The sequence below is a fragment of the Janthinobacterium sp. 344 genome, assembly GCF_900112025.1.
In the GTDB taxonomy this organism is placed as follows: domain Bacteria; phylum Pseudomonadota; class Gammaproteobacteria; order Burkholderiales; family Burkholderiaceae_D; genus Janthinobacterium.
This window is the reverse complement of the sequence record NZ_FOKL01000001.1, coordinates 1362175-1375229: the sequence shown is the minus strand read 5'-3', so window position 1 is coordinate 1375229 and position 13055 is coordinate 1362175. Positions and strand designations below refer to the sequence as shown.

14 protein-coding genes are annotated in these 13055 nt (G+C 64.0%); 9 read left to right on the top strand and 5 right to left on the bottom strand.

The window, feature by feature from the left end:
• Positions 1-11: 11 nt before the first annotated feature.
• A complete protein-coding gene (locus BM193_RS06115) occupies positions 12-1409 on the bottom strand; it encodes an N-acetylmuramoyl-L-alanine amidase (protein ID WP_092796213.1) in 1398 nt (465 codons plus the stop codon).
• Complete coding sequence (gene tsaE, locus BM193_RS06110) at positions 1373-1861, bottom strand: tRNA (adenosine(37)-N6)-threonylcarbamoyltransferase complex ATPase subunit type 1 TsaE (protein WP_092796211.1); 489 nt, start codon at positions 1859-1861, stop codon at positions 1373-1375. The genes BM193_RS06115 and tsaE overlap by 37 nt, the downstream gene beginning before the upstream one ends.
• 77 nt (positions 1862-1938) lie before the next feature.
• Here tsaE and queG point away from each other — a divergent pair, with 77 nt between their 5' ends.
• Positions 1939-3030 carry a tRNA epoxyqueuosine(34) reductase QueG gene (gene queG, locus BM193_RS06105; RefSeq protein ID WP_092796209.1) on the top strand — a complete coding sequence of 364 codons (1092 nt, stop codon included), beginning with the start codon at positions 1939-1941 and terminating at the stop codon, positions 3028-3030.
• A gap of 7 nt (positions 3031-3037) precedes the next feature.
• On the opposite strand, the gene BM193_RS06100 is transcribed toward queG, so the two are convergent.
• The gene (locus BM193_RS06100; RefSeq protein WP_092796207.1) at positions 3038-3415 is read right to left on the bottom strand and encodes a DUF3052 family protein; all 378 of its coding nucleotides are present in this window, start codon (positions 3413-3415) and stop codon (positions 3038-3040) included.
• A 114-nt stretch (positions 3416-3529) separates the two neighbouring features.
• Here BM193_RS06100 and BM193_RS06095 point away from each other — a divergent pair, with 114 nt between their 5' ends.
• Positions 3530-4198, top strand: a complete 669-nt coding sequence (locus BM193_RS06095; RefSeq protein WP_092796205.1) for a PadR family transcriptional regulator — start codon at positions 3530-3532, stop codon at positions 4196-4198.
• 23 nt (positions 4199-4221) lie between these two features.
• Entirely contained in the window at positions 4222-5049 is an 828-nt protein-coding gene (locus BM193_RS06090; RefSeq protein ID WP_092797118.1) for a siderophore-interacting protein, read from the top strand.
• An 82-nt stretch (positions 5050-5131) separates the two neighbouring features.
• Here BM193_RS06090 and BM193_RS06085 read toward each other — a convergent pair whose 3' ends face one another.
• Together BM193_RS06085 and BM193_RS06080 are read right to left on the bottom strand one after the other, a co-directional pair.
• Positions 5132-5716, bottom strand: a complete 585-nt coding sequence (locus tag BM193_RS06085) for a response regulator transcription factor (RefSeq protein WP_092796203.1) — start codon at positions 5714-5716, stop codon at positions 5132-5134.
• Positions 5717-5741: 25 nt separating this feature from the next.
• Complete coding sequence (locus tag BM193_RS06080) at positions 5742-7754, bottom strand: sensor histidine kinase (RefSeq protein ID WP_092796201.1); 2013 nt, start codon at positions 7752-7754, stop codon at positions 5742-5744.
• A gap of 144 nt (positions 7755-7898) precedes the next feature.
• Here BM193_RS06080 and BM193_RS06075 point away from each other — a divergent pair, with 144 nt between their 5' ends.
• From BM193_RS06075 to BM193_RS06050, 6 genes are all read left to right on the top strand, one after another.
• On the top strand, positions 7899-8891 hold the full coding sequence (locus tag BM193_RS06075) for a TRAP transporter substrate-binding protein (RefSeq protein WP_092796199.1): 993 nt from the start codon (positions 7899-7901) through the stop codon (positions 8889-8891).
• Positions 8892-9009: 118 nt separating this feature from the next.
• Positions 9010-9582 (top strand): TRAP transporter small permease, encoded by a 573-nt coding sequence (locus BM193_RS06070; protein ID WP_092796197.1) that lies wholly within the window; start codon positions 9010-9012, stop codon positions 9580-9582.
• Positions 9579-10859 carry a TRAP transporter large permease gene (locus tag BM193_RS06065; protein ID WP_092796195.1) on the top strand — a complete coding sequence of 427 codons (1281 nt, stop codon included), beginning with the start codon at positions 9579-9581 and terminating at the stop codon, positions 10857-10859. The genes BM193_RS06070 and BM193_RS06065 overlap by 4 nt, the downstream gene beginning before the upstream one ends.
• A 436-nt stretch (positions 10860-11295) precedes the next feature.
• Complete coding sequence (locus tag BM193_RS06060; RefSeq protein WP_092796193.1) at positions 11296-11808, top strand: methylated-DNA--[protein]-cysteine S-methyltransferase; 513 nt, start codon at positions 11296-11298, stop codon at positions 11806-11808.
• Positions 11805-12722 carry a site-specific tyrosine recombinase XerD gene (gene xerD, locus BM193_RS06055; RefSeq protein WP_254785862.1) on the top strand — a complete coding sequence of 306 codons (918 nt, stop codon included), beginning with the start codon at positions 11805-11807 and terminating at the stop codon, positions 12720-12722. The genes BM193_RS06060 and xerD overlap by 4 nt, the downstream gene beginning before the upstream one ends.
• Positions 12723-12802: 80 nt before the next feature.
• Entirely contained in the window at positions 12803-13012 is a 210-nt protein-coding gene (locus BM193_RS06050; protein ID WP_092796191.1) for a hypothetical protein, read from the top strand.
• Positions 13013-13055 lie beyond the last annotated feature (43 nt).

The following is a 13055-nucleotide window of genomic DNA, read 5'->3' as shown; positions in this document are numbered from 1 at the left end:
GGGTGTCCATGTCAGGTCAAACGGCTTTTCGCCAGCGGCGGATTCTTCGCGAAATAATTCTTGATGCCCGTGACGATGGCGTCGGCCATCTTGTCCTGGTAGCCGTTGTCGGTCAGCTTGGCTTCTTCTTCCGGATTCGAGATGAAGGCCGTCTCGATCAGGATGGAGGGAATGTCGGGCGCTTTCAGCACGGCGAAGCCGGCCTGCTCGACGGAGCCCTTGTGCAGGCGGTTGATGCCGCCGATTTCGCGCAGCACGGCCGCGCCCAGCTTCATGCTGTCATTGATCTGCGCCGTCGTCGACAGGTCAAGTAGCACGCTGGCCAGCTGCTTGTCGTGGTTCTTCACGTTCACGCCGCCGATCAGGTCGGCCTGGTTTTCCTTGTTGGCCAGCCAGCGCGCCGCCGTCGAGGTAGCGCCTTTTTCCGACAGCACGAAGACGGAGGAACCGCGCGCCGTCGGCTGGATGAAGGCATCGGCGTGGATGGAGACGAACAGGTCGGCCTGCACCTTGCGCGCCTTTTCCACGCGCATGCCCAGCGGGACGAAGAAATCGGCGTCGCGCGTGAGCATGACGCGCATGTTGGGCTGCAGTTCCAGCTTGGTCTTGAGGCGCTTGGCAATGGCCAGCACCACGTCTTTCTCGCGGCTGCCCCTGCTGCCCATGGCGCCCGGGTCCTCGCCGCCGTGGCCGGGATCGAGCGCGATGGTAATCATGCGCACCACTTTCTGGCCCGGCTGGGGACGCGCCTCGGGACGCTGCTCCGGACGCACGTCGGGGGCGGGCGGCACGATGGCCACCACCGGCGGCGCGACGGCGACGGGCGGCTTGCCGCTGTCGGGCAGCGGCAGCGCGGGCGGCGGCGTGTGCGTGTCGGACATCAAAGGCTTGGCCGGATCGCTGGACCAGTCGCCTTTTTCGATCATCTGCGCAATCAGGTCCGGCTCGTGCACGGGATACAGGTCGAAGATCAGGCGGTGATTGTAGGAGCCGGCCGGCGGCAGGGTAAACAGCTGCGGCGTGACTTCTTCCTTCAGGTCGAACACCAGGCGCACCACGTTGGGCCGGTTCTGGCCCACGCGCACCTGCTTGATGTACGGATCGTTCGACTGGATCTTCGCCACCAGGCCTTTCAAGGTGGGATTGAGTTCCAGTCCTTCGATATCGACCACCAGGCGTTCCGGGTCCTTGACGATGAAGTGGGTCGCCTTGAGGATGCTGTCGTTTTCCAGGGTGACGCGGGTGTAGTCCTCGGCCGGCCAGACGCGCACGGCGAGAATTTGCGCCGCCATCGCCGACATGGGCGCGAACACGGACAACAGCAGGGTGCCGCCGGCCTTGAGCACCGTGCGCCGGGTGATCGGCGAGGATATCAAAGGTTCGGGGCGAATTTGAGACGGTGAAGGCATGACAGACCCAATTCAGAAGACGCTTGCAATTCTACATCACGTCCTGTACCCGCAACGTTCAAATAAACATTCAGGTCGGCCGGCGGCAGCACCGGCTCGGCTTTCTCCGGCCATTCGACGATGCAGATGTTATGGCCGTCGAAGTCTTCGCGAAAGCCCGCGTCGAGAAATTCCTCGGCGCTGCCCATGCGGTACAGGTCGAAATGGATGACGTTGACGCTCTGGCCGTCGAGCTGCACCGTGTACGGTTCGGACAGGGTATACGTGGGACTTTTCACATGACCCGCGTGGCCGGCCGCGTGCAGCAGGGCGCGCGTGAGGGCCGTCTTGCCGGCGCCCAGGTCGCCGTGCAGGTAGATCGCCAGGCCGGGCGCCAGCGCGCGCGCCAATGCGGCGCCCAGCGCGGCCGTGCCGGCTTCGTCATGGAGGTGGGCTTTGAAGTGTTCGGTCATTATCTTCGGTATCGCATAAAATGGAGGCTGCTGCCATTGTAACCGCCCGTGCTCCCGCCGTTCTCCGTAAAGTCCCTATGTCCGTCACCGCCACCGATCTTGACCTCCTTGCGCGCTCCATCAAGGAATGGGGGCGCGAACTGGGTTTTGCCGACGTGCGCATCGCCGACGTCGACCTGTCGCACATGGAGGCGCCCTTGCAAGCCTGGCTCGATGCCGGGTACCACGGCGAAATGGACTACATGGCCAGCCACGGCATGAAGCGCGCGCGGCCCGCCGAACTGGTGCCGGGCACGGTGCGCGCCATCTGCGCGCGCATGAATTACCTGCCGCCGGCGCTGGGGCCCGACTGGCGCGCGCAGGAGGCGACGCGCGACGCCGATCCCACGGCGGCCGTGATCTCGGTGTATGCGCGCGGCCGCGATTATCACAAGGTGATGCGCTCGCGCCTGCAGCAGCTGGCCGAACGCATCAAGGGCGAGATCGGCGACTTCGGCTACCGCGTCTTCAGCGATTCGGCGCCCGTGATGGAAGTGGAGCTGGCGCAAAAAGGCGGCTTGGGCTGGCGCGGCAAGCATACCTTGCTGATCAACCGCCAGGGCGGCTCCTTCTTTTTCCTCGGCGAGATCCTGGTCGACGTGCCGCTGCCCGTCGATCCGCCCGAAACGCCGCACTGCGGCCAGTGCTCGGCATGCATCACGGTGTGCCCGACGCAAGCGATCCTGGGGCCGCACCAGCTCGACGCGCGCCGCTGCATCTCTTACCTGACCATCGAACTGAAGGGTGCCATTCCCGTTGAAATGCGCCCCTTGATCGGCAACAAGGTATATGGCTGCGACGATTGCCAGACCGTCTGCCCGTGGAACAAGTTCGCCCAGCGCGCCGTGGTGCCCGATTTCGACGAGCGCCACAGCCTGGGCAGCGCCGGCATGGTGGAGCTGTTCGCCTGGACGGAGGAGGAATTCAACCGCCGCATGGAAGGCAGCGCGATCCGCCGCATCGGCCACGAACGCTGGCTGCGCAACCTGGCCGTCGGCATGGGCAACGCCGCCGCCAAGGCCCGTGGCCAGGCCGACATCGTCGCGGCCCTGCTGTCGCGCCGCGAGCACCCGTCGGCCATCGTGCGCGAACACGTCGAATGGGCGCTGGCGCTGCACGGCATCGCCTAGCCTCGCTTTACGCCTGCTTCAGGCGCAGCGCCGACCAGTCGGCGTCGATGGCGACCATCGCCACGCTGTCGAGGCCCCGACCTTGCCCATACTCGCGGATATCGTCGCGGTGGATATCGCTGCCCGCCTTGACGCCCCCCTTGCGGTAGGCGACCCAGAGCGCGCCGCCGGGCGCCAGGCGCGCCTGCGCCACGGGCAGGAACTGCTCCAGTTCCGCGCGGCTGCGGGCAAATACCAGTAGCCAGTCGGCGTCTTCCCCTTCCTTTGCCAGCCTCTGCGCCGGCAGCTGTGCCAGCAATTGCCCGTGCTCGCCGCCGTCATTGAGCACGGCCAGGGTACTGGCGTTCTTCACATACATTTTTTCAGCGATGGTTTTTTCAGGCATGGCATCTGCGTGCGCGGTGGAGAAATGACGAGCATAGCAAATTTCTCCTTGACTTATCGATATATCGTTATAAAATGGCGCTACCTACTAACGATATATCTTTAAAGAGAAAACATGAGAAACTCACACCACGCAGAACACGGCCAACATGGCCATCACCCGCATCACGGCCATTGCGGCCAGCATCACCATCACCATGGCGCACATCGCCATGAGCACCGCGGCGAATACGCCCTGCACGGCCGCGGCCCGCGCGGCTTTGACGAGCGCGGCGACGGCATGGGCGGTGGTCCTGGCGGCCGGGGCGGGCGCGGCGAACGGGCCGAGCGCGTCTTTGGCCGCGGCGACCTGCCGCTGATCGTGCTGGCGCTGATCGAGATCAGCCCCCGTCACGGCTATGAAATCATCAAGGCCATCGAAGAGCGTTGCGGCGGCGCCTACGCCCCCAGCCCCGGCGCCGTGTACCCGACATTGACCTTGCTGGAAGAACAGGATCACGTGACGTCCTCCGAGAGCGCCAGCGGCAAGAAGCTCTACACCATCACGGACCTGGGGCGCGCCTACCTCGCGGAAAACCGCGCGCAGGTCGACGGCATCCTGGAGCGTCTCGACATGTTCGCCCGCCTGCAGGCGCGGCGCGCCCTGCCCGAGCGCGTGCACCAGGGCATGCACGCATTGAAGCATGCGCTGCTGCAGAACAAGACCAACTGGAGCGAGGCGGAAGCCGAACGCGTGGCCGCCGTGCTGGAACAGGCCGCCAACGCCATCGCAGCCGGCCAATGAGCCAACTTGACAAGGATAAGCATATGACGACTGCATCACCAACCGCACCACGCCCGCACGCCATCGAGCGCGTGCGCCACGACTTGAAACTGCGCGTGCTGACCGTCGTGCGCACCGAGCAGCTGACGCCGCACATGCGCCGCATCACCCTGGCGGGCGACGACCTGGAAGGCTTTGTCTCGCCCGCCTCGGACGACCACGTGAAACTGTTCTTCCCCGCCCCGGGCCAGACCACTCCCGTGTTCCCCGTGCTGGGCAACGGCGCCAATCCCATCGAGTACGCGGAAGGGGCGCGTCCCATCGCCCGCAATTACACGCCGCGCCGCTATGACGCCGAGCGGCGCGAGCTGGAAATCGACTTCGTGCTGCACGGCGACGGCCCCGCCGCCAGCTGGGCGGCGCAGGCGCAGCCGGGCCAGACCCTGGGCGTGGGCGGCCCGCGCGGCTCGATGCTGGTGCCGCTCGACTTCGACTGGTATGTGCTGGTGGGCGACCAGACGGCCTTGCCCGCGATTGCCCGCCGCCTGGAGCAGTTGCCGGCCACGGCGCGCGCGATTGCGGTGATCGAGATCGTCGAGGACGGCGAGCAGATCGCGCTCGAGTGCGCGGCGCAGCTGGATGTGCGCTGGGTGGCGCGCAATGGCCGCAGCGGCCCCCTGTTGCTGGAAGAATTGGCGCAGGTCGCCTTGCCGCCAGAGGGCGACGGCTATGTGTGGGTGGCGTGCGAGCATGCGCAGGTACAGGGCTTGCGCGGACATTTCATCGACGCCGGCGTGCCGAAGCAGCACCTGCATGTGGCCAGCTACTGGAAGCATGGCGCGGCGGAGCACCATGAGCATCACGATGCGTGATTAAGGCCGGGGTCAGCTCCCCGGATGCGCTGGCACAGAGCCTGACGCCAGCGGCATCGGGGGGCTGCCCCCGGATTTCAGCCTACTTCAACAACCCCGCCAGTTCCACCGCCGTCTTGACCTGCATCTTGTCGAAGATATGCGCGCGGTGGACTTCCACGGTGCGCATGCTGATACCCAGCTTGTCGGCCACCACCTTGTTCATCTTGCCCGCCAAAATCAGGTCCAGCACTTCGCGTTCGCGCGTCGACAGGGTGGCCAGGCGCGCGTGCACGGCGGCCAGTTCGCCCGCCTGGCGCGAGTTGGCCAGGCCCTGCTGCACGCGGTCCATCAGGTCGTTGTCGTTGAACGGCTTTTCAAAGAAATCGAAGGCGCCCCGTTTCAGGCTGTCGACGGCCATCGGCACGTCGCCGTGCCCGGTGAGGAAAATCACGGGCAGGCGCGCCGTCAGGTCGCGCTTGACCAGCTGGTCGAACAGCGCGATGCCGTTCATGTCGGGCATGCGCACGTCGAGCAGCACGCAGTCGCCGTTGGCGTCGAAGCTGCCGTCCAGGCTATCGAGGAATTGCTGGGCGCTGGCGTAGTTGCGCGCCTCGATGCTGCGCGAGGCGGCCAGCCAGGACAGGGAGTCGCGCACGACCTCTTCGTCGTCGATGATATGCAGCATGGTGTCTCCGGATTGTCGTTGTTTGTTAGTGCGGCGCGCGCGGCGCGGCCGGCACGCTGAAAGTAAAAATGGTGCCGCCGGCCGGGTTGGCGCCGAAGGTCAGCGCGCCGCCATGAAATTCGATGGCGGTGCGGCAGATGTTCAGTCCCATGCCCATGCCTTCGGACTTGGTCGAGAAAAACGGCGAAAACAGCCGCTCCGCCACGTCTGCGGGAATGCCATGGCCATGGTCGATCACGTCCACCGTCACCATGCCTTGCTGCGCGTCGTGGCTGGCCCGCAGGCGCATGATACGCCGTCCGGGCGCCGCATCCTGCATCGCCTCGATGGCATTGCGCGTCAGGTTCAGCAGCACCTGCTCGATCATCACGGGATCGGCGCGCAGCAGCGGCAGGTCGGCCGGGATTTCTTCCTGGATGGTGACATAGTATTTGCGCGCCTGCAGGTCGATCAGCGCGCGGATGCCGTCGATCAGGGTGCGGATGGCGATATCCTGGCGCTGCGGTTCGCTCTTGCGCACGAAATCGTGCACGCTGCGGATGATCTGGCCGGCCCGCTGCGCCTGCGCGCTGGCCTGTTCCAGCGCCGGTTTCAGGGTAGTCGGTTCGACGGGCGCGCCGCTGTCGATGGCGCGGCGGATCAGGTTCAGCGCGCCCGTCGTGTAGCTGGAGATGGCCGCCAGCGGCTGGTTCAGTTCATGCGCCAGCATCGACGCCAGTTCGCCCATGGTGGCCAGGCGCGAACTGGTCTGCAGTTTTTCCTGCTGCTGGCGATTCAGTTCCTCGACCCGCTTGCGGTCCGAGATATCGAGCACGGAGCCCATCCAGCCCGTCTGCTGGCCGTGCGTGTCGACCAGCGGCGCCTCGAAGATCAGCACGGGCACGCGCGTGCCGTCGGGACGCTGGAAATAGGTTTCGAACTGCGGCGTGGGGTTGCCCGCCAGCGCCTTGACGAAGCGCTGCTGGTATTCCTCCAGCGCCTCGGGCACCCAGTAGGGCATGGGCGGCAGGCGGCCCAGGATTTCCTCGGGCGGATAGCCGACGATCTGGCAAAACGCGGGATTCACGTAGGTGACGCGGCCTTCCAGGTCGCGCGCGCGCATGCCCGTCACCAGCGAATTTTCCATCGCCGTGCGGAACAGCATCTGCTGGCGCAGCGCGCTTTCGGCCGTCAGGCGGCGCGAGATGTGGCGCCACAGGGCCAGCAGGCTCCATAACAAACCCAGCGACAGGGCGATGACGGAGCCGACCAGCAGATTGGGTAGCAGCTTGGGCTGGCTTTTCACGCTGTCGGTAAACAGGGTGATGGTGGCGCCGGGCACGTCGAGCGCGCGCTTGTGCGTGTACACGCCGTGGCCGGGACCGGCGGCGGCGCGCCGCGCCAGCACCTTGTCGTCGCGGTCGATCAGCGAAATCTGGTTATCCTGGGCGAACCACCACGGCACCATTTCATCGAGCAGGCTGCTGATCTGGTAGGTGGCCACGAGGCTGCCCACGTAGCGCTGGCCATCGAACAGGGGCTGATGGTAATCCATCAGCATGGCGCCCGGCGGCGCGTCGGGAAAGCCGCTTTGCTGCGACGGCTGGGCGTACTGGCCCCGGTGCAGGCGGCGCGCATTGTCGGCGGCCGTCAGCGAGGCGGGCGAAAACGACAGGGCGTGCGGCAGGCTGTTGTCGCTGGTGGCCTGCACTTTGCCGTTCGTGTCGAGCCACAGCACGCGCTGCAGTTCGCGGCCATTGCGCAGCATCTGCTGCAGCCGTTCGTGGACCTTTTCCGCGCCCAGCGCGCCGCTGGCGATGTCGACGCCCAGGTTGAACAGGCTTTCCTCGTTGCGCGCCAGCTGGAAGCGGATGGTCTGCTCCACCCACAGGGTATCGGCGATCAATTGCTCCTGGCGTTCGTTGCTTTCCATCTGGCGCGCCTGCCAGGGCAGCCAGAACAGGATGGAGAGGAACAGCAGCAGCAGGATGACAGGCAGCAGCCAGCGCACCGGGCTGGAGAGCTTGAAGCGGCGCGCAAGGGTGGGGGAAGTCGGCATGGCTGGCAGGGTAGCGGCTTATCGGGAACGGGCTATTGTGGTTAACCACAATAGCCGAGTCAGTTTCTTTGGCACAATATCCAAGTAGACAAATAATAAAGTTTTTTAAAAACCATTCAGGAGACAAAAATGCAATTGCCACCAATGAAAACCCTGTTCGTCGCGCTGTGCGCCGCCATCGGCGCCACCGCCGGCGTCCACGCCTACGCGCAAGCCCCGATCGTCATCAAATTCAGCCACGTCGTCGCCACCGACACGCCGAAGGGCCAGGCGGCGGAACGCTTCAAGCAGCTGGCCGAGAAAGCCACGAATGGCAAGGTCAAGGTCGAACTGTACCCGAACAGCCAGCTGTACAAGGACAAGGAAGAACTCGAAGCCCTGCAGCTGGGCGCCGTGCAGATGCTGGCGCCGTCGCTGGCCAAGTTCGGCCCGCTGGGCGTGAAGGAATTCGAAGCGTTCGACCTGCCCTACATCTTCCCCACCAAGACGGCGCTGTACAACGTCACCGAAGGCGAAATCGGCAAGAGCCTGCTGAAAAAGCTGGAACCCAAGGGTATCACGGGCCTGGCCTACTGGGATAACGGCTTCAAGGTGATGTCGGCCAACAAGCCGCTGCACACGCCGGCCGACTTCAAGGGCCTGAAAATGCGCATCCAGTCGTCGAAGGTGCTCGACGCGCAGATGCGCGCGCTGGGCGCCAACCCGCAGGTGCTGGCCTTCTCGGAAGTGTATCAGGCGCTGCAGACGGGCGTGGTCGACGGCACGGAAAATCCGCCGTCGAATATGTACACGCAAAAGATGCATGAAGTGCAAAAGCACGTGACCGTGTCGAACCACGGCTACCTGGGCTATGCCGTCATCGTCAACAAGAAATTCTGGGATGGCTTGCCGCCCGAGATCCGCGCGCAGCTGGAAAAAGCCATGCGCGAAGCGACCACGTTTGAAAAGGCCATCGCCCAGCGCGACAATGACCAGGCCCTCGATGCCATCAAGAAAGCGGGCAAGACGCAGATCTATACCCTGACGGTGCAGGAACAGGCCGAGTGGCGCAAGGCGCTGGCGCCCGTGCAGAAGGCCATGGAAGGGCGCATCGGCAAGGACCTGATCTCGGCCATCAACAAGGAAAGCGCGAAGTAAGCCGCATGCCGTAGCGCGCCGCCTGGCGCGCCGGGCAGGGTTTTCCTGCCACCTGCTTGAATGACTCCTGCGCGTCCTGCGCGGGAGTCCGTGTACCCGCATTCTTTGAAAGTCCACCATGAAATTTCTGGATCACCTGGAAGAGTGGCTGATCGCGTCCCTGATGGGCGCCGCCACCTTCATCATCTTCGTCGCGGTCGTGCACCGCTACCTGGCCGGCTTGCCGATACCGGGCCTGCAGGACTTCCTGATTCAAATCAACACCAGCTGGGCCCAGGAACTGTGCATCTACATGTTCGTCTGGATGGCCAAGTTCGGCGCCGCATACGGCGTGCGCACGGGCATCCACGTGGGCGTCGACGTGCTGATCAACCGCATGAATCCGCGCTGGCGCGACCGCTTCATCGTCTTCGGCCTGGCCGCCGGCGCCCTGTTTACGGGCATCGTCGGGACCCTGGGCGCCAGCTTCGTGTGGTCGATCGGCCACACGGACCAGACGTCGGCCGACATGGAAATCCCCATGTGGCTGGTCTACCTGGCCGTGCCGCTCGGTTCCTACCTGATGTGCTTCCGCTTCCTGCAGGTGATGGTGCATTTCATCAAGACGGGCGCCTTGCCGAAACACGACCACTCGCACGTCGAGGGCCTGGAAGATGAACTGACGGCGGAAGAAAAAGGAGCCAAGGCATGAACGCGCTGATTATTTTTGTATTGCTGCTGGCGCTGATGCTGACCGGCATGCCGATTTCCATCTCGCTGGGCCTGACGGTGCTGACGTTCCTGTTCACCATGACCAGCGTGCCCATCGAATCGGTGGCCCTGAAGATTTTCACGGGCATCGAGAAATTCGAGATCATGGCCATCCCGTTCTTCATTTTGGCGGGCAATTTCCTCACGCATGGCGGGGTGGCGCGGCGCATGATCAACTTCGCCAGCTCGATGGTCGGTCACTGGCACGGCGGCCTGGCGCTGGCCGGCGTGATGGCGTGCGCGCTGTTTGCCGCCGTCTCCGGCTCCAGCCCCGCCACCGTGGTGGCCATCGGCTCCATCATCCTGCCGGCCATGGTCAAGCAGGGCTATCCGCGCGGTTTCGGCGCCGGCGTCATCACCACCTCGGGCGCGCTGGGCATTCTGATCCCGCCATCGATCGTGATGGTGATGTATTCCGTCAGCACGAACACCTCGGTGGGCAAGCTGTTCATGGCGGGCGTGATTCCCGGCATGATGCTGGCCATGCTGCTGGGCCTGACCACGTGGTTTTTGGCGCGCAAGCACAACTATCCGCGCATGAAAAAGGCCAGCTGGGGCGAACGCTTCGTCACCTTCAAGAAGAGCGCCTGGGGCCTGCTCTTGATCGTCATCGTCATGGGCGGCATCTATTCGGGCGCCTTCACGCCCACAGAAGCGGCGGCCATGGCTGCCGTGTACGCCTTCATCATCGCCGTCTTCGTCTACAAGGACTTGAAGATCAAGCAGGTGGGCAAGGTCTTGCTCGATTCGGCCGCCATGTCGGCGATGCTGCTGTACATCATCACGAATGCCGTGCTGTTCTCGTTCCTGATGACCAGCGAAAACATCCCGCAGGCGATGGCCGAATGGATCACGGGCAAGGGGCTGGGCGTGATCAGCTTCCTGCTGGTGGTCAACGTCCTGCTGCTGCTGGCCGGTAACGTGATGGAGCCATCGTCGATCGTGCTGATCATGGCGCCTATCCTGTTCCCCGTCGCCATGAAGCTGGGCATCGATCCCGTGCACTTCGGTATCCTGATCGTGGTCAACATGGAAGTGGGCATGTGCCATCCGCCTGTGGGATTGAACCTGTACGTGGCGTCCGGCATCACGAAGATGGGCATTTCCGAACTGACCGTGGCCGTCATGCCATGGCTGCTGACGATGCTGGGCTTCCTGGCGCTGATCACCTACGTACCACAAATCTCGCTGTGGCTGCCGAATTTAATTTACAACTAAAATAACTGTCCCCGTCATGGTGCAAAAAAAGTCGATCCGGCCGAATAAATGCGCTATGATGGGCGGCCTTACGGGGAAACACGTATAAGCATATGCGCCCGGGTAGCAAGGCTGCGGTACAGAATTGGTTATCAGGTTGGTGGGGGAGTGGTCCATAAAAACGGTATTGATACCGGGGATATATTGAGGAGACACACGTTTCACAGAAGTTGTTGAGTCATAGCTGTCTGCGGCCACAAGCCGGCACCGGCGGACCCAAACGACCGGGAACGTGAAGCAATATTTGAAGCGCACCGACTGGTGCGCTTTTTTTTCGTCCCGCGACAGGGCCGCCGGCATGCGGAAAGACGGTGCATAATTGTCCTGCGATGCCCGTTTTGGGTGCCTCCGGGTGGCTCCAGTTGTATATTTGCCACACTTGACCTTTGATTAGCTGATGAAAAAACAACAGGGTAGTGAGCTGTTCAGTGCCATCGTCGCCGCGCCGTTCGGCGCCATGGGCGTGCGCACGGAAGGTGGTCTGGTGCGCGAGCTGGTGTACCTGCCGCCGTACTTCCTGGAAAAGGACGCCGAGGATGCCGTCGCCGGGCAGGCCTGCGTGCAGCTGGCGCGCTATTTTGGCGATCCCGATGCGCCGTTCGACCTGCCCCTGGCGCCACTGGGCAGCGCTTATCAGCGCAAGGTGTGGGCCGCCATCGCGCAGATCCCGCGCGGCAAGGTGCGCACCTATGGCGACGTGGCGCGCTGCATCGGCTCGGCGCCGCGCGCCGTGGGCCAGGCGTGCGGCGCCAACTGGTTTCCGCTGGTGATACCGTGCCACCGGGTGACGGCCGCCGGCGGCCTGGGCGGCTTTTCGCACCACGACGATGCGGACGGTTTTCACCTGGGCGTGAAGCGCTGGCTGCTGGCGCATGAAGGCGTGGCGGGCATCGGGCGGTCCACACGATGATGAACAGCCTGCTGGCGCCCGACAACGCCACCCTGATCGATGAATTCTGCGACAGCCTGTGGCTGGAGGACGGCCTGTCGAAAAATTCGCTGGACGCCTACCGCCGCGACATGCGTTTGTTCGCGCGCTGGCTGGAAGTGAACCGGCCCGGGCGCGAGGGCCTGTACGAGGTGTCCACGGCCGACATCGACGCGTATTTCGCCGCCCGCCACGACGAGAGCAAGGCGACCTCGTCGAACCGGCGCCTGTCCGTGCTCAAGCGCTTTTACCAGCTGGCCTTGCGGCACAAGCATATCGCCGCCGACCCGTGCCTGAAGATGGTCTCGGCCAAGCAGCCGGCGCGCTTCGTGCATACCCTGAGCGAGGCGCAGGTGGAAGCGCTGCTGGCCGCGCCCGACGTCAGCACGCCGCTGGGCCTGCGCGAACGCACGATGCTCGAACTCATGTATGCGAGCGGCTTGCGCGTGTCGGAACTGGTGGACTTGCAATCGGTGGAGCTGAGCCTCAACGATGGCGTGCTGCGCATCACGGGCAAGGGCAGCAAGACGCGCCTGGTGCCGTTCGGCGAGCAGGCGCGCCTGTGGATCGAGCGCTACCTGAAGGAGGCGCGCGGCGTGATCCTCGACGGCCAGATGGACGACGCCCTGTTCGTCACGCGGCGCGGCGGCGCCATGACGCGGCAAATGTTCTGGGTCATCATCAAGAAGCACGCGCTGCACGCCGGCATCACGGCGCCCCTGTCGCCGCACACCTTGCGCCATGCGTTCGCCACACACTTGCTGAACCATGGCGCGGACTTGCGCGTCGTGCAATTATTGCTGGGGCACTCCGATATTTCCACCACGCAGATCTACACGCATGTGGCCCGCGAGCGGCTGAAACTGCTGCATGCGCAGCATCATCCCCGAGGCTAAAAACTTTGCGTTTCGCCCAACTGCGTCATAATGTGCCTTATGCGGTTATCTGTAACAATAAAAAACTAAAGAGGTAGTAAATGGCCAAGACAAATTTCCAATACGAAAAACGGCAAAAAGAGCTGGAAAAGAAGAAGAAAGCCGAGGAAAAAGCCAGGCGCAAGCTGGAAGCGAAAAACAATCCGAAGCCGGCCGACGGCGAAGAGGGCGCTGAAGGCGAAGCGCCTGACGCGGATGACAGCGACGCGGATGCGGCCGACGGCGCCGACGCGCCGGCCCAGCCACAGTAATTCCCCGTTCTTGCTGACCGGTGCGGCCTTGCCGCCGCGCCGG